Below are 23,712 nucleotides of genomic sequence, written 5' to 3'. Positions count from 1 at the left end.
CGCTCCTCCAGACCGCCCGTGCGCTGATCGTGCGCGACGTGCAGTTGCTGTGGCGCCGCCGTGGCGATGCGCTGCAACCGGCGCTGTTCGCGCTGCTGGTCGTCGTGCTGTTCGCCCTCGGCCTCGGCACCTCGCCGCAGGCCTTGTCGAAGGTCGCGCCCGCCGTGCTGTGGGTCGCCGTGCTGCTGGCCGGCCTGCTGTCGCTGGACACGCTGTTCCGCGGCGATGCCGAGGACGGCTCGCTGGAGCAGTGGATCCTGGCCCCGGTGCCGCTGGCCTGGCTGGTGCTGGTGCGCGTGCTGATCCACTGGGCCACCACCGCCCTGCCGCTGGTGCTGGCGGCGCCGCTACTGGGCGAGATGCTGCACCTGCCGCGCAGCGAACTGCCGATGCTGCTGGCCACGCTGGCGCTGGGCACGCCGCTGCTGAGCTTGCTGGGCGCGGTGGTCGCCGCCCTGACGGTCGGCATGAGGCGCTCTGGTATCCTTGTGGCCCTGCTGGCGCTGCCGCTTTACGTGCCCGTGCTGGTGTTCGGCGCCGGCGCCGTGGCCGCCAGCGCGCAAGGGCTGGATGCCTCCGGCGCCCTCCTCTGGCTGGCCGCCGGCCTGCTGCTGTCGCTGCTGCTCGCCCCGCTGGCCGCCGCCGCGGCGATCCGCATCGCCCTGACCTGAAGACCGACGCTGCGCATGAATCCACTCGTCCGCTGGTTCCACCAACTCGGTTCGCCCCCCTACTTCGACCGCTTCGCGGCGCGCTGGACGCCGTGGTGCTATCTGGCCGCGATCGTGCTGCTGGGCGTGGGCCTGTGGCAGGCGCTGTTCGTGGCCCCGGCCGACTACCAGCAGGGCGACAGCTTCCGCATCCTCTACATCCACGTGCCCAGCGCGTGGATGAGCATGTTCGTGTTCGGCCTGATGGCGTTCTACGCGGCCATCGCGCTGGTCTGGCGGATCAAGCTGTGCGAAATCCTGGCGATGGCGTGCGCGCCCACCGGCGCGGCGTTCACCGTCATCACCCTGGCCACCGGCAGCATCTGGGGCAAGCCCATGTGGGGCACGTGGTGGGACTGGGACCCGCGCCTGACCACCGAGCTGCTCCTGCTGTTCCTGTACCTGGGCGTGATGGGCCTGTACAACGCCATCGATGATCGCCGCGCCGCCGCGCGCGCCGCCGGCCTGCTGTCGATCGTCGGCGTGGCGCTGCTGCCGATCATCCGTTACTCGGTGGTGTGGTGGAACTCGCTGCACCAGGGCCAGACCATCAGCCTGATGGGCGGCTCGCGGATGGATCCGAGCATGCTGCCGCCGTTGTGGCTGATGGTGGCCGCCACCAAATTCTGGTTCGCCGGCTCGCTGCTGGCCCGGGCCCGCGCGGACAACCTCCGCCGCGAGGCGGGCAAGGACTGGGTCGCGCGACTGGCCGGAACAAAACCATGAACTACCTGTCCTATGTCGTCGGCGCCTACGCCGTGTTCGCCATCGTGCTGCTGTGGGACTTCATCGCCCCGCGCCTGCAGATCCGCCGCGAACTGCGCGCCGCCCGCCTGCGCGCCGCGCGCGAAGCCCGCGCCGCCGCGCCCTCGCCGATGGAGTTGAACCGATGAATCCCGTCCGCCGCCGCCGCCTGATCTGGGTGCTGCTGCTGGTGCTCGCCGCCGGCGTCGCCGCCTCGCTGATCGCGATGGCCCTGCAGCGCAACGTCGCCTATCTGTACACGCCGGCCGAAGTGCTGCGCGGCGAAGCGGGCGAACACGCGCGCTTCCGCCTGGGCGGCATGGTCGAGAAGGGTTCGTTCCGGCGCGAGACGGGTTCCCTGCAGGCGCATTTCCGGGTCACCGACGGCGACGCGCAGTTGCCGGTGGTCTACGACCGCATCCTCCCGGACCTGTTCCGCGAGGGCCAGGCGGTGGTGGCGACCGGCTCGATGAAGGATGGCGTGTTCGTGGCCGAGGACGTGCTGGCCAAGCACGACGAGACCTACATGCCCAAGGAAGTGGCCGACAAGATGGGCAAGGCGCACCAGAAGCACGACGTGCCGACCGCCCCCGCGACGGGGTTGGCGAATTGAGCCCACGCGCGCCTGCCCAGGCCGCGCCTCTCCGCGCGCATTTCGATCATCGCGTTGCAGCCGTGGCTGCGGGCATCTCCCCCTCCTTTTCCGGACGCCGCTGAGCCATGCTGCCTGAACTCGGTCAAATCACCCTGATCCTGGCGCTGCTGGTGTCCCTGCTGCAGGCGATCCTGCCGCTGGCCGGCGCGCATCGCGGCAAGGCCGTCTGGATGGCCGTGGCGCGACCGGCGGCCTACGGCCAGCTGTTCCTGCTGCTGGCGGCGTTCGTCATCCTCACCGTGGCCTTCGTCACCCAGGATTTCTCGGTCAAGTACGTGGCCGAGAACTCCAATTCGCTGCTGCCGATGATGTACCGCTATTCCGCGGTGTGGGGTGCGCACGAGGGCTCGCTGCTGCTGTGGGTGCTGGTGCTGGGCATCTGGACCGCTGCGGTCGCCGAATTCTCCCGCCACCTGCCGGAAACGGTGGTCGCGCGGGTGCTGGGCGTGATGGGCGTGATCAGCGTGGGCTTCCTGGCCTTCCTGATCTTCACCTCCAATCCGTTCGCGCGGCTGCTGCCCGCGCCACTGGAAGGCCGCGACCTGAACCCGCTGCTGCAGGACCCGGGCCTGATCATCCATCCGCCGATGCTCTACACCGGCTACGTCGGCTTCGTGGTGCCGTTCGCGTTCGCCATCGCCGCGCTGCTGGATGGGCATATCGACGCGCGCTGGCTGCGCTGGACCCGCCCCTGGACCAACGTGGCCTGGGCGTTCCTGACCCTGGGCATCGCGCTGGGCAGCTGGTGGGCCTACTACGAACTGGGCTGGGGCGGCTGGTGGTTCTGGGATCCGGTCGAGAACGCCAGCTTCATGCCGTGGCTGGCCGGCGCGGCGCTGCTGCATTCGCAGGCGGTCACTGAGAAGCGCGGCAGCTTCGGCGGCTGGACCCTGCTGCTGGCGATCGCCACCTTCTCGATGTCGCTGCTGGGTACCTTCCTGGTCCGTTCGGGCGTATTGACCAGCGTGCACGCCTTCGCCGCGGATCCCTCGCGCGGCCTGTTCATCCTGATTTTCCTCGGCGCGGTGGTCGGTGGCTCGCTGGTCCTGTACGTGCTGCGCGCGCCGCGCGCCCCCGGCGGCGCGTTAGTAGCCAACTCGCGCCAGACGCTGCTGCTGGCCAACAACGTGCTGCTGGCCGCGGCCTGCGGCATGGTCATGCTGGGCACCCTGTATCCCTTGCTCGCCGACGCGCTGGAACTGGGCAAGATTTCGGTGGGCCCGCCGTACTTTGGCCTGCTGTTCGTGGTGCTGATGACGCCGCTGGTGATGCTGCTGCCGTTCGGTCCATTGACCAAATGGCAGAAGGATCAGCCGCGCAAGCCGCTGGCGATGCTGATGCCGTGGCTGGTGGCGGCCCTGGTGCTGGGCGCGGTCGCCTACTTCCTGGCGCCGCAGGGGCCGCTGAAGACCGCAGCGGGCGTCGCCGCCGGCGCGTGGGTGGCGCTGGGCACGCTGCGCTTCGTATGGACGCGGCTGCGCGCCAACGGCAGGTTCACCCCGGAAATGCTGGGCATGGTGCTGGCCCACTTCGGCATCGCCGTGTTCCTGATCGGCGCCCTGCTGGTGGAAGCCCAGAACGTGCAGCGCGAACTGGCGATGAAGCCGGGCCAGACCGTCGAGTTGGGCGGCTACGGTTTCCGCTTCGAGGGCGTGGAGGAAACCCGCGGTCCGAACTATCTGTCCGATCTCGGCCATGTGCAGGTGCTGCGCGGCGACACGCCGCTGGTGCGACTGAATCCGGAAAAGCGCGCCTACGCCAGCGGCGGCCAGGTGATGACCGAGGCCGGCATCCGTCCCAGCCTGTTCGGCGACGTCTATGTGGCCCTGGGTGAATCCCTGGGCGATGGCGCCTGGGCGGTGCGCGTGCACATCAAACCCTTCGTGCGCTGGATCTGGCTGGGCGCGCTGCTGATGGCGCTGGGCGCCTTCGTCACCGCCACCGACCGGCGTTTCCGCCGCAAACCCGAAGCGCCCAAACCCGAGGCACAACCGGCATGAATACCCCCTCCGACACTCCCGGCCAGAACAAGTCGCGCGGCGCGCTGGTGTTCGCCGCGGTCATCATCGGCCTGTTCTTCGTCGGCCTGATGGGCCTGTTGGCCTACGGCGTCAAGCAGTCCGGCCGCGCGGATCGGGAAGCCCTTCCCTCGCCGCTGATCGGCAAGCCGGCGCCCGCCTTCGACCTGCCGCTGCTGCACGATCCGGCGACCCGGATCGACAACGCCGATCTGGCCGGCGCGCCCTACGTGATGAACGTGTGGGGCAGCTGGTGCCCGGAATGCCGGGTCGAACATCCGGTGCTGACCAAGTTCGCGTTGACCAAGCGCGTGCGTTTCATCGGCTACAACCTGAAGGACGAGCGCGGCGAAGCGCTGCGCTGGCTGGAGCAGTTCGGCAATCCGTACATGCTGGTGATCGCCGACGAGGATGGACGGGCCGCGATCGACTGGGGCATCTACGGCGCGCCGGAAACCTTCCTGGTCGACGGCAAGGGCGTCGTGCGCTGGAAACACGTGGGCGCGGTGACCGACGAGATCATCGCCAACGAACTGCTGCCCGCGCTGGAAAAGGCGGAAGCGCAGCGATGAGCGCGCTGACCCGCCACCTGCGCATGTTCGTGCTGGCGCTGCTGCTGGGCGTGGCCGGCCCGACGTTCGCCCAGGCCAGCGATCCGACCCCGTTGCAGTTCAGCGACGAGGCCGAGGAAGCGCGTTTCCACCACCTGACCACCGAACTGCGCTGCGTCATGTGCCAGAACCAGTCGCTGGCCGATTCCAACGCGCAGATCGCCCACGATCTGCGCCGCGAGGTGCTGGACCTGATGCGCCAGGGCAAGTCGGATCCGGAGATCAAGCGGTTCCTGGTGGACCGCTACGGCGAATTCGTGCTGTACAAGCCCGAGGTCGCACCGGGCACCTGGCTGCTGTGGTTCGGCCCGGCCGCGCTGGTGCTGGCCGGTGGCGTGATCGTCCTGCGCATCGTCCGGCGCAGGAACGGCGGACGCGACATCGCCGAAGCCGACGACAACCAGGAGTGGTGATGACCGCCTTTTCCGCCATCGCGGCGTTGTTGACCCTGCTCGTCCTGGTGGGCGTGCTGTGGCCCCTGTGGCACTCCTCGCGTCGTCTGTTCATTGGCGCCGTGACCACCCTGGGCATCGGCACGCTGGCGCTGTACCGGTTGCTCGGCACGCCGGCCGCCATCGAAATGCCCCCCGCGATGCCGGCCTCGGCGATGCCCGCCAGCCTCGACGAGGCGGTCAAGCAGCTGGAAGCCGAACTCAAGCGCAATCCCAACGAACCCGAAGGCTGGCGCCTGCTCGGACGTTCCTACCTGAGCATGGAGCGTTACGCCGAGGCGCGCACCGCCTTCGAGACCGCGCTGAAGCTGGCGCCGGACGACGCCAATCTGCTGGTCGAGAACGCGCAGGCGCGGCTGTACGCGGCGCCGGACAAGCAGCTCGACGCCCAGGCCGTGGGCCTGTTGCAGCGCGCGTTGACCATCGAGCCCCAGCACCAGCGCGCGCGCTGGTTCCTTGGCGTATCGCAGCGCCAGCGGGGCCAGCCGGCGGAAGCCGCGCGCACCTGGGAACCCCTGCTGGCGCAGGTCGACGGCGGTACCGCCGCCACCCTGCGCACGCAGATCAACCAGGCCCGCGCCGAAGCCGGCCTGGAGCCGTTGCCCGAAGCCGCGCCGCCGGCGGTTGCCAGCGCGAAGCCGCTGCTGAAGGTCAGCGTGGACATCGCGCCGGAACTGAAGGCGCGCCTGAGCGGCGGCGAGACCCTGTTCGTGTTCGCCCGCCAGGCCGGCGGACCGCCGATGCCGGTGGCCGCCAAGCGGGTGCCCGCCTCGTCCTTCCCGATCACCCTGGAACTGGGCGACGGCGATAGCCCCATGCCTACGCTCAAGCTGTCGCAGGTGCCCAAGGTCGAACTGGGTGCGCGCGTCTCCCGCGCCGGCGACGTGATGGCCAAGGCCGGCGACCTGGAGGCCGTCGTGGTGCCCGCCGAGGTGGGGTCGGCCCAGGCCTATTCGCTGCGGATCCAGCGCGTGGTGGAATGAGCGCGGCCGGCTCCGGCCGGCGGCCGCAGGCTAAACTTGCGGGATGACCGAATTCATCCCACCCGGCACGCGCTTCCACGCGTTGCCCTCGCCCTTTCCGATGAAACGCGGTGGCGCGCTGCACGGCGCGCGTGTCGCCTATGAAACCTGGGGCACGCTCAACACCGCCCGCGACAACGCCGTCCTGATCGTCACCGGCCTGTCCCCGGACGCGCACGCCGCCCGCAACGAAGGCAACGGCGAGGATGGCTGGTGGGAAGCGATGCTCGGACCGGGCAAGCCGATCGACACCGATCGCTGGTTCGTCATCTGCGTGAATTCGCTGGGAAGCTGCAAGGGCTCGACCGGCCCGGCTTCGATCAATCCCGCCAGCGGCGAACCCTACCGCCTGGATTTTCCCGAACTTGCCATCGAGGACGGCGCCCGCGCCGCCCACGTCGTCGTGCAGGCGCTGGGCATCGAACAGCTGGCCTGCATCATCGGCAACTCGATGGGCGGCATGACCGCGCTGGCCTACCTGCTGCTGCATCCCGGCGCCGCGCGCACCCACATCAATATTTCCGGCAGCGCCCAGGCATTGCCGTTCTCCATCGCCATCCGCTCCCTGCAGCGCGAGGCGATCCGCCTGGATCCTTCCTGGAACCAGGGCCACTACGACGACGATCACTACCCCGAATCCGGCATGCGCATGGCGCGCAAGCTGGGCGTGATCACCTACCGCTCGGCGCTGGAGTGGGATGGGCGCTTCGGCCGGGTGCGGCTGGAATCGGACCGGCCGGACGAGGATCCGTTCGGGCTCGAATTCCAGGTGGAAAGCTACCTCGAAGGCCATGCCCGCCGGTTCGTGCGCCGCTTCGATCCCAACAGCTACCTCTACCTGAGCCGTTCAATGGACTGGTTCGACCTGGCCGAGTACGCCAACGGCGACGTGGTGCGGGGACTGGCCCGGATCCGGGTGGAGCGGGCGCTGGCGATCGGCGCGGTGACCGACATCCTGTTCCCGCTCCAGCAGCAGGAGCAGGTCGCCCAGGGCCTGGCCCTGGGCGGCGCCCGGGCCGAGTTCATGCCGTTGGAATCCCCGCAGGGGCATGACGCCTTCCTGGTCGATTTCGCCCGCTTCGGTCCGGCGGTGGCGGGTTTCCTGGACAGCCTCTGAGCCAGGGCCGGCCGGCCGCCATACCCTCGCGACCGGCACCCGCCCCGAACTAGAATGGCGGCACTACTTATTCAGCGGGTGCCTTTCCATGTCCCTCGACTTTCCCGGCCACGACAAGCTGATCGCCTCGCTCGACGCGGCCGTCGCCCTGGGTGACGACCGCGCCATCACCGATGCGCTGCGCAAGTCGCTGTGCGAATTGATCCGCGACGAATCGGTCGCGCTGCCGACCTGCGTGCTGGAACCCATTTCCGACCACTACGCGCGCCGCGAGCTGTATACCAGCCCGGAGTTCGGCTACAGCGTCATCGCCATGACCTGGGGCCCGGGCCAGGGGACCAAGATCCACGACCATTCCGGCATGTGGTGCGTGGAAGGGGTCTGGCGCGGGCGCCTGGAAATCACCCAGTACGAGCTGGCCGAACACGACGCCGAGCGCTACCGCTTCGTCGCCGCGGGCACGATCGAGGCCGGCACCGGCTCGGCCGGCAGCCTGATCCCGCCCCACGAGTACCACACCATCCGCAACCCCAGCGACGACGCCATCGCCGTGTCGCTGCACGTCTACCAGCGCACCATGGTCCGCTGCGGCATCTACACCCCGGAAGCCGACACCAGCGGCGCGGAAGGCTGGCAGCGCCGCGGTGAGCGCCTGCTGGGCACCGATCGCGTGGTCTGAAGGGCTGTCGGGTACCCCGGCGGCTCAGCTATACTCCGTCCCCTTGCCGAAGTGGCGGAATGGTAGACGCAGCGGACTCAAAATCCGCCGCCCTTAAAAGCGTGTGGGTTCGAGTCCCACCTTCGGCACCAGACCCGGAAGAGGCCCGACGAACGTCGGGCCTCTTTTTTTTGCCGATTTTGGACCGTTAGAAAATTGATGTTGGGAAAGTGCCAAAGGTGTGCTATACCTGAATCGTCACAGTACGAGCGAAAGAAGATGCGTGTCATTCGTGCCAAATGGCAGTTGACAAATGGGGAGCGCATCCAGGTGAAGCCCAATTCAATCAGCCCTTCGGGACGCCCAGCCAACCTGCCGGTACCGCCAGTGAGCAACTCGACCGATTTTCGTGGCACCGCTTCTCCCCGCACCGTGAATTCCAGCGCATTCCTGCGCACCCGCCGCAACGTCGAACTGTGCAAACGGGGCGAGATGCGGGCCGAACGCTTCCTGGACGCCGCCACCGAGGTTTTCGCCGAGAAGGGCTACCAGCACGCCAAGCTGAGCGAAATCGTGGCCCGGGCCGGCGGCTCGCTGGCTACCCTATACCGGATCTTCGGCGACAAGGAAGGGCTGGCCTACGCCATCCTGGAGCGGCGCCTGGAAAACCACGTCGGCATCCTGAACGACATGAATTTCTCGGACCTGCCGGAACGGGCCCTGCGCGAGGTTGCGATCCGCATCGCCGACTCGATGCTCAAGGCCGAGTCCCGGGTGGTCTACCGCATCGTGATTGGCGAGGGCGAGTCGTTCCCGGCCCTGCGCGACTGGTTCTTCGAACATGCCGTGGCCGAGACCCGAGGCATCCTGACCCGCTATTTCCAGCAGGAAATGGACAACGGGCACCTGAAACTGAATTCGGCCGAGGCCGCCGCCACCCAGTTCTACATGATGATGTTCGGCAACCTGATCATCCGGGTCGCCAGCGGCTACCTGGACAAGCTGGATCCGACCGCGTTGCGCGAGCAGGCGCTGGCCAATGTCGAGCTGTTCCTGCAGGGCGCGCTGCCACGCGGGTGACGCGGCCCCCGCCCGGGCGGACCGGATGACGTCAGCCTCTTCCCCGTCATGGATCTGAAGAGCGGCTATCCCTACTGGGCCATCAAGAACGGTCTGATGCATCCCTTTCCGGCGCTGGAGGGGGATCTGCGCTGCGAAGTCGCGGTGATCGGCGGCGGCATCACCGGTGCGCTGATCGCCGATCATCTGCAGACCGCGGGACACGAGGTCGCCGTCCTCGAACAGCGTGACATCGGCTGGGGCAGCACCGCCGCCAGCACCGCCTTGTTGCAGTACGAAATCGATACCCATCTGCTGGACCTGGCCCGCCGGCTGGGCGAGCGGAACGCCGCGCTGGCCTATCGCGCCTGTGCCGAGGCGCTGGACCGGCTCCGCGAACTGGCCCGGGAAATCCGTGATGTCGGATTCGCCTGGCGGGACAGCCTGTACCTGGCCACGCGATGGAAGGAGCGCGCCGGACTCGCCCAGGAAGCCGTGGCGCGCCGCCGGCTGGGTCTGGAGGTCGAATACCTGGAGGCCGGCGAGCTGACCGAACGCTTCGGCCTGACGCGACCGGCCGCCCTGCTGAGCCGACAGGCCGCGTGCGTGGATCCGTATCGGATGACCCATCGCCTGCTCCATCGCGTGGCGACGCGCGGCGCCCGCGTCCACGACCGGACCACCATCGCGGAAATCCTGCCGGGCGCGCGCTCGGTGCTGCTGCGGACCGTGGACGGCGCCCGGATCCAGGCCCGCCACGTCGTCCTCGCCACCGGCTACGCGGCGCAGCAATGGCTGCGTCGGCGGGTGGCACGCAACCACAGCAGCTACGCGTTCGTGAGCGATCCGATCGCGCCGGAATCGCTGGGATTCCTCCGTCGCACGATGCTGTGGGAAACCGCCCGCCCCTATCTCTACCTGCGCACGACACCGGATCACCGGCTCATCGTCGGCGGCGAGGACGACCGCGTCGACATTCCCGCCCGGCGCGATGCGCGGGTGATGAAGAAAGCCCATGCGCTCAACCGCAAACTGGCCAGGCTGCTGCCGCATCTACCGTGTACGCCGGCCTTCGCCTGGGCGGGCACCTTCGCCGAGACCGAGGATGGCCTGCCCTTCTTCGGCCCGCATCCGCAACACGGCGGACGCGTGCATTTCGCCATGGCCTACGGCGGCAACGGCATCACCTACAGCCGGATCGGCGCCGAACTGCTGCTGGCGCGCATCGAGCGTCGTCGCCATCCACTGGCCGGATTGTTTTCCTTCGAGCGATTGAAACGCGCCTGATCCGATTTCATGCCACGCAGACATGACTGCGCGTAGGTTCGGGCCTCCCGTCCCGGGAGCATTCCGATGCCACGTGGAGAAAAAAGCGCCTACAGCGATCGGCAGAAGCGCAAGGCCGAACACATCGAGGAAAGCGAGCGGGAGCAGGGCCGCTCAGAAGTGGACGCCGAACGTATCGCCTGGGCGACCGTGAACAAGCAGGAGGGTGGCGGCGCCAGGAAAGGCGCCCGGAAGACGGCGCGGAAGAGCAGCAGGAAGACGGCCAAAAAGGCGGCCGGCAGGACCGCGAAGAAGAGCACGAAGAAGACGGCCAAAAAGGCCGCCCGCAAGGCACCGCGCAAGGCGGCGAAGAAAACCGCGAAGAAGGCCGCCCGGAAGACACCACGCAAGGCGGCAAGGAAAACCGCGAAAAAGGCCGCAAGGAAGACAACGAAGAAAACCGCGAAGAAAGCCTCGAAAAAGTCGGCGACAAAGCGCGCGCGCAAGACCCCGCGCAAGGCCGCCGGAAAGGCGGCCGGAACCTCCAACGGGCGCACCCGCGACAGCTAGGCCGCTTGCGCGGATACGCCACCGGCAATCGCATGAGCCGGACAAGCGCGCCGGTTTGCCGTGGTCCTGTTCCCGAAAGGCCGCGCAAGGCCAACCGTGGCCGTGGTCGGGGCGAACGCTACACCTTTGCGGGGCCCTCGCCCGGCCACCAGCCGCTCCCGGTCAACGCGTAGCGGTCCGCGGCGCGTTCAAAGGGATTGCGGACGCTGACACCCCCACTCAACAGGTAGACCGGCAGGAACAGCGGCCCCAGCACCATGTACTGGAATACGTGCGCGCGTTCGTGATCACCCAGCCGGATCGGCGGATGCTGGCAATGGCCGGCGCGCTGCTCGTAGGTGATGCAGGCCGAATCCAGGGTGTCGCCGGTATGCAGGATGGTGTTGCCGAAGGTAATGGCGCCGCCCGGTCCCCAAGGCCAGTGATGGAACACCAGCGCGCAGTCGCGCCGGCTCCAGTGCGCGCGCGCGCCAAAGGCGAGTCCCACGCTGCCGGCCAGCAGGCCCACCAGCGTATTCGGCAAGGTCCAGAGCGCGCCGAGCGCGCCCGCCGCGATCCACCACGCGGGACGTCGGCGCGCGAAGGCGTTCAATCCGCCTCGTTGGGCATCAGCAGCCAGAGAATCAGGTAGACCAGGATGCCGGGAAAAGCCGCCGAGGCGATCGACACGATCACGAAGATCGCCCGCAGCAGCGTGGCGTTCCAGCCGAATCGATGCGCGATGCCGCCCATCACGCCGGCGATCATCCGGTCGTTCAGGGAACGGGCCAGCGGCTTGGACGCGGTGCTCATGATGATCGGCTTCCCCACGGTCGTCCGGGCAAGTCTAGCGCTCAGCGCGGCGTCGCGCCTGAACCACGCAGCGTCTTCAACCGCTCCCGGAACCACGCGCCGGCGTCCAGTTCCGGCTGGCCCGGACAACGCACCCGGTAGGCGCGCCCGCTCAGGCTGCTCTTGCTCGCCGCGCGCTCGATGAACTGCTCGGCGGTATCCACCAGATCGCGCTTGAGCAGGTAATCGTACTTGCGCTGCAGATGCGCGCGCGCATCGACCTGCCCGTACCACTTTCCGTTGCGCTGGAACTCGCACCGCGAGTTGGACAATCCCTCCATCAGCTGCGCGATTTCGCGCCTGGCCTGCTCGGAAGGCGCCGCCGAAGCGGTCATCGCCAGCGTTCCCAGCCCGCACGCCAGCGTCAGCAACATTCCCTTGAGCATATCGAAACCCCCAGCGATTCAATCGAGTCGCGCAGCCTAAGCGTCGCCGGGTTAACCGGACGCAACCGCCCATCCGCGGGCATCCGCGCCCGGCGTTCTCACTGGCGCTGCGCCAGCCACTGGTGAATCGCGCCCGGCACCTCGCGCTGCGCGCGACTGGAGACATAGATGCCGATGTGCCCGCCCTTGAAGCTCAGTTCGGTGTAGTCCTCGGTACCGACCAGATCCCGCAGCGCGCGCGAGGCGTTCGGCGGCACCAGGTGATCCTGCTCGGCGAAGATGTTCAGCACCGGCATGTCGACATCGCCCAGGTGCACTTCCTCGCCGTCGATGTCGATGCCGCCGTTGACGAAGCCGTTGCCCTGGTAGAACTGCTTGATGAACTGGCGGAACGCCTCGCCAGCCAGATCCGGCGAATCGAAGATCCACTTCTCCATGCGCAGGAAATCCTCGATGCCCTTGCGATCATCGAGCACGTCGACCAGGCCGACGTACTTCTGCAGGTTGAGCCGGAACGGCTTCAGCATCAGGTAACACGCGTTCATCATGTCGGCCGGCACGTTGCCGATGGCGTCGACGAACAGGTCCACGTCCATCTCGCGGGTCCAGTGCGAGAGCATGTTGTCCGGAGTATGGAAATCCACCGGCGTGACCATGGTGATGAGGTTGCGCACCCGCTCCGGATGCAACGCCGAGTAGCACAGCGAGAACGCGCCGCCCTGGCAGATCCCGAGCACGTTGATCGCGGTCTGCCCATGCTGGCGGCACAGGTGCTCGACCGCGCCGTCGATGAAGCGGTTGATGTAGTCGCCCAGCGTCAGGAAGCGGTCCGAGCGATCCGGATAGCCCCAGTCCAGCACGTAGACGTCCTCGCCCTGCGCGAGCAGGCCCTTCACCAGCGAACGGTCGTCCTGCAGATCGACCATGTACGGGCGGTTGACCAGCGCGTAGACGATCAGCAGCGGCACCCGCGCGGTCGGGGCCTTTTCACCGATGAACCGGTACAGCACCACCCGGCCATCGCGCCAGACCTCCTGGCGCGGGGTGGCGCCGTAGTCGACGTCCTCCACTTCCGGCAGGGTCTTCAGGCCGGCCGCGAGTTTCTGTTGCGCCCGCAGGGTTTCCTGGGCGAGTTCATCCACACTGATGTCGACCGGACCGTTCACTTGCGTCCTCCCTGCCCACGCTTGCCCTTGCCGCGGCCCGCGCCGGCGGGCGCGTCACCGGCATAGCGCGCGACCCAGTCCTTCATCGAGACGACGTCGCCCTCGCCCGCCGCCGCCCGCGTGGCGCGTGCGACCGGCGTCGCCTTGGCGGGCTTGGCACGCGGGGTGTCACGCGATGTGTTCCGCGACGCGCGCTTCGCCGCCTTCGCGGCGGCGGGCGATTTCTTCGCGCCACCGCGCGGTTTCGGCGGACGCGCGGCGCGGCCGGCCGGCGCCTCCCGGTCGCGCTCCGCCTCGCGGTTGTCGTCGCGGGCGCGGGGCGGCCGCCGCCGACCGCTGGCGTCGGCGTCATCGCGTGGATCCAGGGCGTCGCCGCCACGGGTCACCCGGCGCAGCTGCCGTTCCAGTTCGGCGATCTTGCGGTGCGCCGAATCGACCTCGGTGCGGCTGGGCATGCCGAAGGCCACGCAGATCTGTTCGATTTCCTTCTGCACGCCCAGACGCAGGCGCATCTGGGTGTTGGTGAGATGGCCATAGACGTGGCGGAACTCCGGCGACAGCGCCACTTCCGCATAGGCCTGCTCGGCTGCGTCGATCCACAGATCGAACAGCGCGCGCGCGCTGGTGATCTGCTGGCCCGGTTCGGCGCGCGCCTCGAGCAGCGATTGGAAGCGTTCGAACGCCAGCGTCGCGACCTTCAGCATCAGCCGCTCGTACTCGCCCAGTGCCTGCTGGTAGTCCTGCTGGGCCTGCGCCAGCGCCTGCCAGCGCTCCTGGTGCTCGCGCGCCGGCCCGAACGCGGGCAGATGCAGCCAGCGCTCGTTCTCACGGCGCAGGTTGTCCATGTAGGGCGACACCTGCCGGTACCAGTGCTCGAAACCACCGCCGCCGCCGCCCTGCAGGCCACGGAAGAAATCCATCCACGGGCCGCGCCCGGCTTCCACCCCCAGCGCCTGCTTCCAGGCCGCGGTGACGTCGCCCGCGGCCGTGTCCTGGCCGGCGAAGCGCGCGGCCACCTGCTGCATCAGGCCGTACCAGTCACCGCTCTGCTGGCGGAACCGCTGGAGCACGTCCTCGGCCGGTCCGCGCCCGCCACCGGGCATCAGCCGGCTCCACCAGTCCAGCGCCTGCGGCCAGGCGGGTGCAGGCGCGGCGGTCGCGCCGGAGGCCTGACGCAGGGCGTCGCCCCAGAGATTCCAGAACTGGCGGGCCATCGCCTCGAATTCGCCCGCGCCCGGTGGTACATGCTCGGCCATAAATCCTCCTGTCGCCCCGATTCTAGCCGCGCTCCGGGACGCGCGGGTGACGGGGGCGGCTCAGGGCTTGGGGATGCGCAGGGTCTTGCTGATCATCAGCGTGCCCGACAGGGCGTACAGCAGCACCAGCGGATGCAGCAGCCACGGTCCGACGCGCACATTGCCCAGCCACAGCGCGTCGCCGATGCGCCCCAGATAAGCGGCCACGGCCAGCACCACCACCAGCAGCAGGCTGGTCGGAATCGGCGTGCCTTCGAAGAACTTCACCTTGTCGCCGCCTTCGGCCAGCGATTCGGCGGTGACGTTGTAGCGCGCCAGCCGGCTGACACCGCAGGCGACGAAATAGGACAGCACCAGCCAGTCCCAGCCCCCCTGCATGCCGCAGGCGTAGGCGAGCGCGGCCGGCGCGACGCCGAAGGAGATCACGTCGGCCAGCGAGTCCAGCTCGCGCCCCAGCACCGAAGCCTGCTTGCGCCACCGCGCCACCCGGCCGTCCAGCGCATCGAAGATGAAAGCCAGCGGAATCAGGGCCATGCCGATCATCAGATCGCGGATCACGCCCTCCTGCAGGAAGCGCATCGCGGCGAAGATCGCGCCGGTGCCGCAGAAGGCGTTGCCCAGCGTGAACCAGTCGGCCAGCTGGAAATCGCGAAGCATCGAGAAATGGCGTGACACGGAAACACCCGGCGATGACCAGCCCACAGGTTAGCCCAACCGCGCCGCCACGGAGCAACCAGAATCCGGCGCCCGGATTCAGGCCGTGGCGCCGGTGGCGGGGTTCAGCGCGGCAATGCCAGCTGGCCGGCTTCCAGCTTGCCGGCGCCACGGCCGCGGGCGTCGATGACCTGATCCCCGGCCTGCCCGGCCCGCCCGTCCAGTTGCGCCGATACCCGATCCAGCGCCGCGTACACATGCGGCAGCAACGGCGCGTAGCGGGCGGCATACGCCGGCAGCGCCAGGAAACCATCGAAATGCTGCGCGTTGCGCACCTGCCAGTACGCGACTTCGCGGCCGGCCGCCTTCGCCTGCGCGACGTACGGCGCGCTGCTGAACGCCGGCGGCACCAGCCCGTCATCGCTGCCGTGCACCACGATCACCGGCAGGCCCGCGCGCGGCGGCCGCGCGCGGACCTCGGCGATGCCGCGCTGCACGCGCCGGGCCGCCTCGTCCTGTCCGTCATTGAGCGCACGCAGGCAGCGCAGACCCGGCAGGGTGACATCGGGAGCCGCAACGCGGGTATCGACGATGCCGACGCCGGCGCCCGGCGGAATGCCGCTGCCGTCGGACCACCAGGCCGCACGTTCGGCCGGAGTCGCGGCACGCGCGCTGAAATCCGGATTGAGCGCGGCGAACCCGTAGCCACAGGGATGCGCGCCCACCCCGTAACGGCCATAGGCCGAAGCGTAGGTGACCGCGATCGCCCGCCACAGATCGAAGCCGACGCTCAGCGCGCCGGCGGTCAGCGCCTGGTCGGTCCAGCCGTGCGCACGCAACCGGGCGTGCGCCGAACGCGCCTGTGCGGCCACGTCGGCGCCTTCGATCAAACCGGCCGCCTTCAGCGATGCGCAGCGCGCCTGCCACAGCGGTTCTGCCTGCGCGCGCAGCGGCGGTTGCGGCAGGCTGTCGGCCGGCAACGCGAGCAGCGCGCACGGCATCAGCAACGCCGCCTCGGTGGTGTAGTCGTACAGCGAACGCGCGCCGTTGCCTTCGACCTGGATATTGGGTTCCCCGGCCACCACCGCGTCCAGCCAGTCGCCTTCCAGTTCGGCCGCGCGCAGCACCGCGCCGCCGCCATTGGAAATGCCCACCGCGATCACGCGGGTGTTGTCGAAACGGAACGGCGCCGCCTGCGGGAACGCCCGCTCCAGCGCGGCCAGGGCGAACTCCGCGGCCTGCTTCACGTGCCGGCCCCAGTCCGCCTCGGGGTTGTCCTGCGAATGGGCGTGCTTCACCGCCACGCCGGTGGCGCCCGCCGGGGCGTCGGGGGCGAAGGCGAGCGCTTCGCCGGACGCACCGGCGGCGCCGTCCTCGCGCATGCCGGTCCGCGTGTCCAGATCGAAGTAGTCGGTGCCCGCGCCCTTGTCGGTGTAGGCCACGGCGCAGCCCTTGGGCAATCCCCAGGCGCCGGCCACCGCGATGGCGCCGTAGACGCCGCGCGAACCGGAGGAAGCGGTGACCACCACGCAACGCCGCTTGAGATCGAAATCGTCGGGCACCTGCACCAGCACGCGGTGCGGCTGTTTCGCGCCCGGCAGCTTCGCCAGCGCGCTGTATTCGCGCCCGGGCACCGCGGCCACGCTGCCATAGACCTCGCCATAGCCGCCGGTGGCCGACAGGTCGGCGATGCCGCGCCAGTTGTTCCACAGCGCGCGCCGGCGCAGTTCCTGCGAGGTCGGACGGGTGGTGTCGGCAAACGCCGGCGGCGTCATCGCCTGCAATCCCGCCAGTCCCAGCCCCGCGGTCAACAGATCGTCGCTGCCGCGATGTTCGGTGACGCGCTGCGGTTCAATCACGGTGTCATGGCTCTTGGGTCGGGTCGGGGAACTGCCGCAGGCGGCCAGCGCCACCGTGAGGGCGGCGGCCAGTGCGATTCGCGCCATCGGGATGATCCAGGGTCCGGGTGAGGCCACCAAGCTAATCGCGGCGGCGGAGGCCGTCATCGTACTTTGGTACCACGAGGGTGCGGGCGGCGGCTGCTAACCTAGCACTTTCAGGAGGCGCCCCCATGCAGAACCTTTCGATCCTCGTCACCGGCGCGGCCAGCGGCATCGGCGCCGGCGTCGCCGCCCGCCTGGCCGAATCCGGCCATCACCTCATCATCAGCGACCTGGATCCGGCCGCCGCCGAAACGGTCGCCGCCGGCATCCGCGCGGCCGGGGGCTCCGCCGAGGCGGTGGCGCTGGATGTGACCTCCGACGACAGCGTCGCCGCCGCGCTGGCCGCGATCTCGCGACCGGTCGACGTGCTGGTCAACAACGCGGGCCTGCAGCACGTTTCGCCGCTGGAAGAGTTTCCGCTGGGCAAGTGGGATTTCCTGATCCAGGTGATGCTGGTCGGGGTGGCGCGGCTGACCCGCGCGGTGCTGCCCGGCATGCGCCAGCGCGGCTTCGGCCGCATCGTCAACATCGGCAGCATCCACGCGCTGGTGGCCAGCCCGTACAAGAGCGCCTATGTCGCCGCCAAGCACGGCCTGGTCGGCTTCTCCAAGGTCATCGCGCTGGAAACCGCCGACACCGACATCACCATCAACACCATCTGCCCCAGCTACGTGAAGACCCCGCTGGTGGACAAGCAGATCGCCGACCAGGCGCGCACGCGCGGCATTCCGGAAGCGGAAGTGGTCAGCCAGATCATGCTCAAGCCAATGCCCAAGGGCGTCTTCATCGAAATGGACGAACTGGCCGGCATCACCGCGTTCCTGTGTTCGCCCGCCGCCCGCAACATGACCGGCCAGACCCTGGTCGTTGACGGCGGCTGGACGGTCCAGTGACGGCGGGAGTCTGGCATGGGGACTCGGAAGAGCGACGCGCCCTGCCCGCCTTGTTTCCCGCCCGTGACCCTGCGCTCTTACGATTCCCGATTCTTCCTTCCCGATAGCCGGCAGCCCCATGCCCACCTTGCTGATTGCCGATGACCATCCGCTGTTCCGGGCCGCGCTGCGCGGCGCGGCGGCCGATGCGGTGGCACGCATGTCGGTGCTGGAGGCGGAATCGCTGGACGGCGTGATCGCCGCGCTGGAAGCGCATGACGATGTCGATCTGGTGCTGCTGGATCTGCACATGCCCGGCAACCACGGGCTGGCCGGACTGGCCGCGATCCGCGCGCAGTTTCCGGCGGTGGCGGTGATCGTGGTGTCGGCCAACGACGATCCGCGCGTGGTCCGGCGCGCGCTGGATCATGGCGCCGCCGGCTATCTGCCCAAGAGCGCCGGGCTGGAGGATCTGCGCGACGCCATCCGCAGCGTGCTTGCCTGCGAGCAGTGGCTGCCGCCGGCGCTGCGCGCCTCGGTGGCGCGCGCGCAGTCGTCCCGCCATGACGCCGAACTCGCCGCACGCCTGGCCAGTCTGTCGCCGCAGCAGTTCCGGGTGCTGACCCTGGTCGCCGAGGGCCTGCTCAACAAGCAGATCGCCGACCGGCTGGACGTGCAGGAGCGCACCATCAAGGCGCATCTGTCGGCCATCTTCGATCGCCTCGGGGTTCGCAACCGCACCCAGGCCAGCGTGATCCTGCGCGAACTGGAATTGAGCGATCCGGCCCGCCAGATCGAGGCGTGAGAGGATGGCGGCATCCCGTGCCCGGATGCCTTGAATGAATATTGATCCCGTATCGCGCGCCGCGTCGCCCGACGACGCCGCCGAGATCGCCCGCCTGTCCACCCAGTTGGGTTACCCGGTCGACACCGCCACGATGGCGGCGCGGCTGGCTCGACTGGCGTCGCGCGCTGATCATTTCATCCAGGTCGTCGCCGAGGGTCCACGCCTGCTCGGCTGGATCGCCGCCGAGCGACGCCTGTCGCTGGAAACCGGCGACAGCGTCGAGATCGTGGGCCTGGTGGTGGATCAGGCCGCGCACCGCGGCGGCATCGGTTCGACGCTGGTCGCCGCGGTCGCGGACTGGGCCCGGGCGCACGGCGATTCCCGGCTGGTCGTGCGCTCCAATGTGGTGCGCGCGGAATCGCATCCGTTCTATGAACGGCTGGGTTTCATCCGCACCAAGAGCCAGCACGTTTACCGGCGTGATCTCCAGCGTGGCGCCGGCTTGCGGTGGAATGACGGGGCTTTGTTTCCATGCGGGGATCGAACCGGGGAACTCTCCCCGCCCCTCGTCGCCATTCCGGCGAACGCCGGAATCCATCGGCATGAAATCCTTCAATCCGCCAAGGCCCGTGCCGTGGTCATTTTTTCGCCATCCACCTTGACAGGTCCGTGGCGCAAGGGCCGCACGGGCTTATCCACATGTTTGTGCGCGAACCATCCACACCACTTGTGGAAAACCTGAAACCTTCGTTTCACGGACGTGAAACGCAATGGTCATTTTTTCGCCAACCTGCTTGACAGCCTTGAGCCGCAAGGCGCGCCGGCGCTTATCCACATGTTTCTCCGGAATCGGTCCACACCGGTTGTGGACAACGCGTGCGCGGCGACGCGCGTAATGCGCATGACGCGACGCCTCCGGCCAGCTCAGATGCGCGAGTACTGCCAGGACACCATGCGCCCGTCGCGGTACGGCATGACGCCGTGGAACCCGCGCGGATCCGCGTCGAACACCAGCGGCAGGAAATGGCGGTCACCATCCCACAGCGGCAGTTCGAGGATCCGTTCCACCGGCACCCATTCCAGCGCGCCTTCGGGATTGCGCTCGTGCGGCGTGCCGGAGTACGCGGTGATCAGGAACACGAATCCCAGCCAGTCCTCGCCCTGTTTGCCGAAGCCCGGCCAGCTGATGGTGCCGCGCAGCAGCATCTCGTCGCAGTCGATGCCGGCCTCCTCGCGGATCTCGCGGCGCATGCCGGCCACCACGTCCTCGTCCGCCTCGACCTTCCCACCAAGCCCGTTGTACTTGCCCAGGTGCTGGTCGTCGGGACGCGCGTTGCGGTGGATCAACAGCACCTGCGAACGATCCGGCGAGAGGACATAACCGAGGGTGGCGACGATGGGGGTGTAGGGCATGGCGGTGCGTCGGGCGGAAAGCCGACATTCTAGCCGTGCGGCCCAGCGTGTCCGCTCACGACACCGCCACCGCCCGCCCCGCGCGCGCCGCGAGCAGGCGATCCAGCACCGATTTCAGCGCCAGCGGACGCACCGGCTTGGCCAGCAGCGACAGGTCCGCCTCGCGCATCGCGCGGCGAACCGCTTCGGTCTGATCGGCCGACAGCAGCAGGCAGGGGCGCGCGCCGAACCGCGCCGACAGGCGCTGCCACAGCGCCACGCCGGTATCGCCCGCGTCGAGATGGAAATCGAACAGCCACGCGTCCGCCGGACCGCGCGCGAGCTGCCACTCGGCGCCCGCGCCATCGGCGGCGCACGCGACCTCGCACCCCCACCCGGCCAGGGTCTGCCGCAGCGCATCGAGCGCGATTGGATCATTGTCCACCGCCAGGATGCGCAGGCCGGCCAGCCCGCTGCGCGATCCACCGATGAACGGATGCGCGATGGCCGGCGCGGCGATTCGCGCCAGTTCGACGGTGAAGGCCGAACCCTGCCCGCTGCGGCTGCGCAGGCCCAGCGGGGCTTCCAGCAGCGCGGCGATGCGGTCGGCGATGGACAGGCCAAGGCCCAGTCCCTGCCCCGCCGCGTCCTCGCCGCGCCGGAATTCGTCGAAGATCAACCGGCGTTCCGGTTCGGGGATGCCAGGCCCAGTATCCAGCACCTCGATGCGCAGTCGCCCGGATCCGGCATGGCGGACCCCCAGCAGCACCCCGCCCCGCGTGGTGTAGCGAACCGCATTGGCGAGGAAGTTCTGCAGGATCCGCCGCAGCAGTTGCGGATCGCTGTGCACCCAGGCCCGCGTCGGCCGGTAGCGGAAGCGCAGGCCGCGCTCGGCGGCCAGCACGCCGAACTCCGACGCCAGCGGTTCCAGCACTTCGGCCAAGGGAAAGTCGCGTGGCTCGGGCACCAGCCCGCCGGCTTCCAGCCGCGACATGTCGAGCAGGCCGGTCAGCAGATCGGTGGTGGAGTCCAGCGCGCCCCGGATCTGCCGCGCCGACTGGCGCGCATCGTCATCGGGCAGCTGCTGCGCGAGCGCGTCGGTGAACAGGTGCGCCGCATGCAGCGGTTGCAGCAGGTCGTGGCCGATCGCGGTGAGGAAGCGGCTCTTGGCGTCGTTGGCGTGCTCGGCCTCGCGCTTGGCGGTCTCCAGCAGCGCGGTGCGCTCGGCCACGCGCTGTTCCAGGGTTTCGTTGGCGCGCTTGAGATCGCGTTCGGCGTGGCGCGAGGCGGTGACGTCGGTGTAGGTGGCGACAAAGCCGCCGCCCGGCATCGGATTGCCGCGAATCTCGACGATGCTGCCATCCGGGAACACGCGCTCGGTCAGGTGCGGCGTGCCCGCGCGCATGAAAGCGATGCGCCGCTGCAACGCGCGCTCGTCGTGACCGCGATGCGGCATGCGCAGCAGCGCCCAGCGGGTCAGATCGATGATCGGCCGGCCCACCTGCAGCAGTTCCGGCGGGAAGCCGAACATCTGCTCGTAACGGCGATTCCAGGCCACCAGGCGCTGTTCGCGATCGACCACGCTGATGCCCTGGCTCATGTTCTGCAGCGCGGCTTCCAGCACCTGCTGGTTGAACCGCAGATCCTGCGAGGCTTCGCCGACGATCGCCGCAACCGTGTCGAGGTCGCGACTTTCGCGGCGCGCCGCGTCCAGCAGCAGGCGCGCCGACGCCGAGCCGAGCACCGCCGAGAGTTCGCGCTCCAGCCGCGCTTCCATCGCCGCCGGCACCGGCCCGTGGCGCGGCGCGTCGGCGAGCAGTTCCTCCACCCGTTCGCGCGACAGGAAGCGCCGGCCGGCCTGGCCCAGGGTCTGCCGGTCCAGATTGCGCTGGCGTTGGTGCGGCGTCTCGCGCCGCCACGCCATCGCCAGCAGGGTGGCCACGGTGCCGACGAACAGGCTCACGCCCACCGCGCGTCCCAGCGGACTCCAGCCGGTCAGCCCGAACAGGCCCTGGGGCGACAGCCAGGCCTGTCCGAGCGGCCCTTCCCGCAACCATTCCGGCGCGCTGCCGGAAGCGGACAGCAGGGTCGGCAGCAACAGCACCCAGGCCCAGGCCAGGAAGCCCGCCACCACGCCGGCAATCGCCGCGCGCGGCGGCGTCTGTGGCCGCCAGACCGCGAAGGCCAGCACCGGCGCCAGCGTGGCCAGTGCCGAGAACGACACCGCGCCGACGTCGGCCAGCGCGTCGCTGCCGGTCACCAGCCGGCCATAGGCCCAGGACAACAACATGATCACGGCGATGCCGGTGCGCCGCAGCGCCAGCAACGCGCCGCGCTGATCGCCGCCGTCGCGGCGCGACCACGCGCCGCGCAGCAGGCCCGGCGCAAACCAGTGGTTGCCGATCATCAGGCTCAGGGTCAGCGTGCTGACCACCACCATGCCGGTGGCCGCGCTCAGCCCGCCGAGGAAGGCGAACAGCGCCAGTCCCTCGTGGCCCTGCGAGAACGGCAGCGCCAGCGCGTACATGTCCGACGGCACGGCGCCGCCCAGCAGGGCCATGCCGGCCCGCGCCAGCGGCAGGCCCGGCAACGCGATCAGCACCAGGTACAGCGGGAACAGCCAGCGCGCGGTGCGCACGTGGCGCTCGTCGCGGCACTCGACCACCGCGACATGGAACTGGTGCGGCAGGATGAACATCGCCAGCCCGCCCAGCAGCATCAGCGGCGCGAAGCCGCCCGAGGGTTGCGGCGGCAACGGCGTGGCCGGCAGCGCCGGCAACTCGCGCAGGCCGAGCCAGACAAACGCGCCCAGCGCCAGCATCGCCGCCAGCTTGAAGATCGATTCGAACGCCATCGCCAGCACCAGCCCGCGATTGTGCTCGGCCGCGCTGGCCCGGCGGGTGCCGAACAGCATCGCGAACAGCGCCATCGCCAGCGCCACGTACAGGCCGCTGTCGCGCCAGAATGGCAATGTCCTGTCGGCTTCGCCCGCATCCAGGGTGAGGGTGGCGAAACTCATCGCCACCGCCTTCAGCTGCAGCGCGATGTAGGGAATCAGGCCGAGCGCGGCGACCAGGGTGACCGTGCCGGCCAGCCAGGCGTCGCGGCCCAGGCGGCTCGCGATCAGATCCGCCAGCGAGGTGGCGTTGGTCTCGCGGGCCAGCCGGACCAGCCGCATCAGGAACGCGACCGCCAGCGCGTAGAACAGGATGGCGCCGAGGAAGGTCGGCGGCAGCGGCCAGCCGTAGCGGGCGGCCTGGGTGACGGTGCCGTAGAAGGTCCACGAGGTGCAGTGCACCGCCAGCGACAGCGCGTAGATGTGCTGCCAATGCCGGGCGAACACGGTCGGACGCCGCTCGCCGTACAGCGCGGTGCCGAACATCAGCGCCAGCCAGGCCAGTCCGGCCAGCGCCACCACCCACAGGCTCAGCATGTCGCCGTCCCGCCGTCATCGCCGCCCGGGGCGGCGCCCGGGCCGGCAAAAAACACCCTGCGCGATGGAGGAAGCGGCGGCATCGGCGGAGCATAACGCAGCGGCGGCGG

The 23,712-nt window shown here is 69.2% G+C and carries 25 protein-coding genes and 1 tRNA gene; 17 read left to right on the top strand and 9 right to left on the bottom strand.

The genetic code is table 11. The annotated features are described in order from the left end of the window. The 14 genes from ccmB to ACTHN1_RS17470 form a co-directional block, all read left to right on the top strand. The coding region (gene ccmB / locus ACTHN1_RS17535) for a heme exporter protein CcmB (protein WP_440472201.1) at positions 1–671 on the top strand (671 nt) is incomplete at its 5' end. 15 nt (positions 672–686) lie between these two features. Further along, on the top strand, positions 687–1,436 hold the full coding sequence (ccmC, locus tag ACTHN1_RS17530; protein WP_440472200.1) for a heme ABC transporter permease CcmC: 750 nt from the start codon (positions 687–689) through the stop codon (positions 1,434–1,436). Continuing rightward, complete coding sequence (gene ccmD, locus ACTHN1_RS17525) at positions 1,433–1,603, top strand: heme exporter protein CcmD (RefSeq protein ID WP_141453225.1); 171 nt, start codon at positions 1,433–1,435, stop codon at positions 1,601–1,603. The genes ccmC and ccmD overlap by 4 nt, the downstream gene beginning before the upstream one ends. After that, entirely contained in the window at positions 1,600–2,067 is a 468-nt protein-coding gene (gene ccmE, locus ACTHN1_RS17520; protein WP_440472199.1) for a cytochrome c maturation protein CcmE, read from the top strand. The genes ccmD and ccmE overlap by 4 nt, the downstream gene beginning before the upstream one ends. Positions 2,068–2,174: 107 nt before the next feature. Beyond that, positions 2,175–4,109 carry a heme lyase CcmF/NrfE family subunit gene (locus tag ACTHN1_RS17515; RefSeq protein WP_440472198.1) on the top strand — a complete coding sequence of 645 codons (1,935 nt, stop codon included), beginning with the start codon at positions 2,175–2,177 and terminating at the stop codon, positions 4,107–4,109. Continuing rightward, complete coding sequence (locus ACTHN1_RS17510; protein WP_440472197.1) at positions 4,106–4,699, top strand: DsbE family thiol:disulfide interchange protein; 594 nt, start codon at positions 4,106–4,108, stop codon at positions 4,697–4,699. The genes ACTHN1_RS17515 and ACTHN1_RS17510 overlap by 4 nt, the downstream gene beginning before the upstream one ends. Continuing rightward, positions 4,696–5,151, top strand: coding sequence for a cytochrome c-type biogenesis protein (locus ACTHN1_RS17505; RefSeq protein ID WP_440472196.1), 456 nt, complete (start codon positions 4,696–4,698; stop codon positions 5,149–5,151). Before ACTHN1_RS17510 ends, ACTHN1_RS17505 begins: the two co-directional genes overlap by 4 nt. Then, complete coding sequence (locus ACTHN1_RS17500; protein ID WP_440472195.1) at positions 5,151–6,173, top strand: tetratricopeptide repeat protein; 1,023 nt, start codon at positions 5,151–5,153, stop codon at positions 6,171–6,173. The genes ACTHN1_RS17505 and ACTHN1_RS17500 overlap by 1 nt, the downstream gene beginning before the upstream one ends. Positions 6,174–6,216: 43 nt before the next feature. Further along, complete coding sequence (gene metX / locus ACTHN1_RS17495; RefSeq protein WP_440472194.1) at positions 6,217–7,329, top strand: homoserine O-acetyltransferase MetX; 1,113 nt, start codon at positions 6,217–6,219, stop codon at positions 7,327–7,329. A gap of 88 nt (positions 7,330–7,417) precedes the next feature. Beyond that, positions 7,418–8,008, top strand: a complete 591-nt coding sequence (locus tag ACTHN1_RS17490; protein ID WP_440472193.1) for a cysteine dioxygenase — start codon at positions 7,418–7,420, stop codon at positions 8,006–8,008. Between the two features lie 45 nt (positions 8,009–8,053). Further along, positions 8,054–8,139, top strand: a tRNA-Leu gene (locus ACTHN1_RS17485). A 235-nt stretch (positions 8,140–8,374) separates the two neighbouring features. Then, positions 8,375–9,067: a TetR/AcrR family transcriptional regulator gene (locus ACTHN1_RS17480; protein ID WP_440472192.1), complete on the top strand. Its 693-nt coding sequence runs from the start codon at positions 8,375–8,377 to the stop codon at positions 9,065–9,067. A gap of 48 nt (positions 9,068–9,115) precedes the next feature. Further along, entirely contained in the window at positions 9,116–10,333 is a 1,218-nt protein-coding gene (locus ACTHN1_RS17475) for an NAD(P)/FAD-dependent oxidoreductase (RefSeq protein WP_440472191.1), read from the top strand. Between the two features lie 66 nt (positions 10,334–10,399). Then, positions 10,400–10,882 (top strand): hypothetical protein, encoded by a 483-nt coding sequence (locus ACTHN1_RS17470; RefSeq protein WP_440472190.1) that lies wholly within the window; start codon positions 10,400–10,402, stop codon positions 10,880–10,882. A 118-nt stretch (positions 10,883–11,000) separates the two neighbouring features. Here the strand turns inward: ACTHN1_RS17470 and ACTHN1_RS17465 are convergent, their stop codons facing one another. The 7 genes from ACTHN1_RS17465 to ACTHN1_RS17435 form a co-directional block, all read right to left on the bottom strand. After that, a complete protein-coding gene (locus tag ACTHN1_RS17465) occupies positions 11,001–11,474 on the bottom strand; it encodes a hypothetical protein (RefSeq protein ID WP_440472189.1) in 474 nt (157 codons plus the stop codon). Continuing rightward, a complete protein-coding gene (locus tag ACTHN1_RS17460; protein ID WP_440472188.1) occupies positions 11,471–11,674 on the bottom strand; it encodes a PspC domain-containing protein in 204 nt (67 codons plus the stop codon). Before ACTHN1_RS17460 ends, ACTHN1_RS17465 begins: the two co-directional genes overlap by 4 nt. A 41-nt stretch (positions 11,675–11,715) precedes the next feature. Then, positions 11,716–12,099, bottom strand: a complete 384-nt coding sequence (locus tag ACTHN1_RS17455) for a DUF5329 domain-containing protein (RefSeq protein WP_440472187.1) — start codon at positions 12,097–12,099, stop codon at positions 11,716–11,718. A 98-nt stretch (positions 12,100–12,197) separates the two neighbouring features. Next, positions 12,198–13,265: a class III poly(R)-hydroxyalkanoic acid synthase subunit PhaC gene (locus ACTHN1_RS17450; protein ID WP_440472186.1), complete on the bottom strand. Its 1,068-nt coding sequence runs from the start codon at positions 13,263–13,265 to the stop codon at positions 12,198–12,200. Further along, positions 13,262–14,521 (bottom strand): class III poly(R)-hydroxyalkanoic acid synthase subunit PhaE, encoded by a 1,260-nt coding sequence (phaE, locus tag ACTHN1_RS17445; RefSeq protein ID WP_440472185.1) that lies wholly within the window; start codon positions 14,519–14,521, stop codon positions 13,262–13,264. Before phaE ends, ACTHN1_RS17450 begins: the two co-directional genes overlap by 4 nt. A 60-nt stretch (positions 14,522–14,581) precedes the next feature. Then, on the bottom strand, positions 14,582–15,178 hold the full coding sequence (locus ACTHN1_RS17440) for a CDP-alcohol phosphatidyltransferase family protein (RefSeq protein ID WP_440472202.1): 597 nt from the start codon (positions 15,176–15,178) through the stop codon (positions 14,582–14,584). 122 nt (positions 15,179–15,300) lie between these two features. After that, a complete protein-coding gene (locus ACTHN1_RS17435; protein WP_440472184.1) occupies positions 15,301–17,121 on the bottom strand; it encodes a 3-hydroxybutyrate oligomer hydrolase family protein in 1,821 nt (606 codons plus the stop codon). Between the two features lie 125 nt (positions 17,122–17,246). On the opposite strand from ACTHN1_RS17435, the gene ACTHN1_RS17430 reads away from it, so the two are divergent. The 3 genes from ACTHN1_RS17430 to ACTHN1_RS17420 all read left to right on the top strand — a co-directional run bounded on the left by ACTHN1_RS17430 (position 17,247) and on the right by ACTHN1_RS17420 (position 19,519). Next, positions 17,247–18,011, top strand: a complete 765-nt coding sequence (locus tag ACTHN1_RS17430; RefSeq protein ID WP_440472183.1) for a 3-hydroxybutyrate dehydrogenase — start codon at positions 17,247–17,249, stop codon at positions 18,009–18,011. 118 nt (positions 18,012–18,129) lie between these two features. Beyond that, complete coding sequence (locus ACTHN1_RS17425; protein WP_440472182.1) at positions 18,130–18,795, top strand: response regulator; 666 nt, start codon at positions 18,130–18,132, stop codon at positions 18,793–18,795. 34 nt (positions 18,796–18,829) lie between these two features. Continuing rightward, positions 18,830–19,519, top strand: coding sequence for a GNAT family N-acetyltransferase (locus tag ACTHN1_RS17420; protein WP_440472181.1), 690 nt, complete (start codon positions 18,830–18,832; stop codon positions 19,517–19,519). A gap of 182 nt (positions 19,520–19,701) precedes the next feature. Here the strand turns inward: ACTHN1_RS17420 and ACTHN1_RS17415 are convergent, their stop codons facing one another. Together ACTHN1_RS17415 and ACTHN1_RS17410 are read right to left on the bottom strand one after the other, a co-directional pair. Then, complete coding sequence (locus ACTHN1_RS17415) at positions 19,702–20,190, bottom strand: NUDIX hydrolase (protein ID WP_440472180.1); 489 nt, start codon at positions 20,188–20,190, stop codon at positions 19,702–19,704. 55 nt (positions 20,191–20,245) lie between these two features. Then, the gene (locus ACTHN1_RS17410) at positions 20,246–23,602 is read right to left on the bottom strand and encodes a hybrid sensor histidine kinase/response regulator (RefSeq protein ID WP_440472179.1); all 3,357 of its coding nucleotides are present in this window, start codon (positions 23,600–23,602) and stop codon (positions 20,246–20,248) included. Positions 23,603–23,712: the final 110 nt, after the last annotated feature.

Source organism: Pseudoxanthomonas sp. (genome assembly GCF_051953815.1).
Taxonomy (GTDB): Bacteria; Pseudomonadota; Gammaproteobacteria; order Xanthomonadales; family Xanthomonadaceae; genus Pseudoxanthomonas_A.
The sequence above is the reverse complement of the archived record's forward strand: the minus strand, read 5'-3'. Positions and strand labels throughout refer to the sequence as shown.

Bases quoted from the DNA above. Each gene is read 5' to 3' on its own strand.
- ACTHN1_RS17410 (WP_440472179.1), bottom strand. From the start codon at position 23,602: ATGCTGAGCCTGTGGGTGGTGGCGCTGGCCGGACTGGCCTGGCTGGCG.
- ACTHN1_RS17425 (WP_440472182.1), top strand. From the start codon at position 18,130: ATGCCCACCTTGCTGATTGCCGATGACCATCCGCTGTTCCGGGCCGCG.
- metX (WP_440472194.1), top strand. From the start codon at position 6,217: ATGACCGAATTCATCCCACCCGGCACGCGCTTCCACGCGTTGCCCTCG.
- ACTHN1_RS17455 (WP_440472187.1), bottom strand. From the start codon at position 12,099: ATGCTCAAGGGAATGTTGCTGACGCTGGCGTGCGGGCTGGGAACGCTG.
- phaE (WP_440472185.1), bottom strand. From the start codon at position 14,521: ATGGCCGAGCATGTACCACCGGGCGCGGGCGAATTCGAGGCGATGGCC.
- ACTHN1_RS17490 (WP_440472193.1), top strand. From the start codon at position 7,418: ATGTCCCTCGACTTTCCCGGCCACGACAAGCTGATCGCCTCGCTCGAC.
- ACTHN1_RS17475 (WP_440472191.1), top strand. From the start codon at position 9,116: ATGGATCTGAAGAGCGGCTATCCCTACTGGGCCATCAAGAACGGTCTG.
- ACTHN1_RS17460 (WP_440472188.1), bottom strand. From the start codon at position 11,674: ATGAGCACCGCGTCCAAGCCGCTGGCCCGTTCCCTGAACGACCGGATG.
- ccmD (WP_141453225.1), top strand. From the start codon at position 1,433: ATGAACTACCTGTCCTATGTCGTCGGCGCCTACGCCGTGTTCGCCATC.
- ACTHN1_RS17505 (WP_440472196.1), top strand. From the start codon at position 4,696: ATGAGCGCGCTGACCCGCCACCTGCGCATGTTCGTGCTGGCGCTGCTG.
- ACTHN1_RS17420 (WP_440472181.1), top strand. From the start codon at position 18,830: ATGAATATTGATCCCGTATCGCGCGCCGCGTCGCCCGACGACGCCGCC.
- ACTHN1_RS17435 (WP_440472184.1), bottom strand. From the start codon at position 17,121: ATGGCGCGAATCGCACTGGCCGCCGCCCTCACGGTGGCGCTGGCCGCC.
- ACTHN1_RS17500 (WP_440472195.1), top strand. From the start codon at position 5,151: ATGACCGCCTTTTCCGCCATCGCGGCGTTGTTGACCCTGCTCGTCCTG.
- ACTHN1_RS17440 (WP_440472202.1), bottom strand. From the start codon at position 15,178: ATGCTTCGCGATTTCCAGCTGGCCGACTGGTTCACGCTGGGCAACGCC.
- ACTHN1_RS17430 (WP_440472183.1), top strand. From the start codon at position 17,247: ATGCAGAACCTTTCGATCCTCGTCACCGGCGCGGCCAGCGGCATCGGC.
- ACTHN1_RS17470 (WP_440472190.1), top strand. From the start codon at position 10,400: ATGCCACGTGGAGAAAAAAGCGCCTACAGCGATCGGCAGAAGCGCAAG.
- ACTHN1_RS17515 (WP_440472198.1), top strand. From the start codon at position 2,175: ATGCTGCCTGAACTCGGTCAAATCACCCTGATCCTGGCGCTGCTGGTG.
- ACTHN1_RS17510 (WP_440472197.1), top strand. From the start codon at position 4,106: ATGAATACCCCCTCCGACACTCCCGGCCAGAACAAGTCGCGCGGCGCG.
- ccmE (WP_440472199.1), top strand. From the start codon at position 1,600: ATGAATCCCGTCCGCCGCCGCCGCCTGATCTGGGTGCTGCTGCTGGTG.
- ccmC (WP_440472200.1), top strand. From the start codon at position 687: ATGAATCCACTCGTCCGCTGGTTCCACCAACTCGGTTCGCCCCCCTAC.
- ACTHN1_RS17415 (WP_440472180.1), bottom strand. From the start codon at position 20,190: ATGCCCTACACCCCCATCGTCGCCACCCTCGGTTATGTCCTCTCGCCG.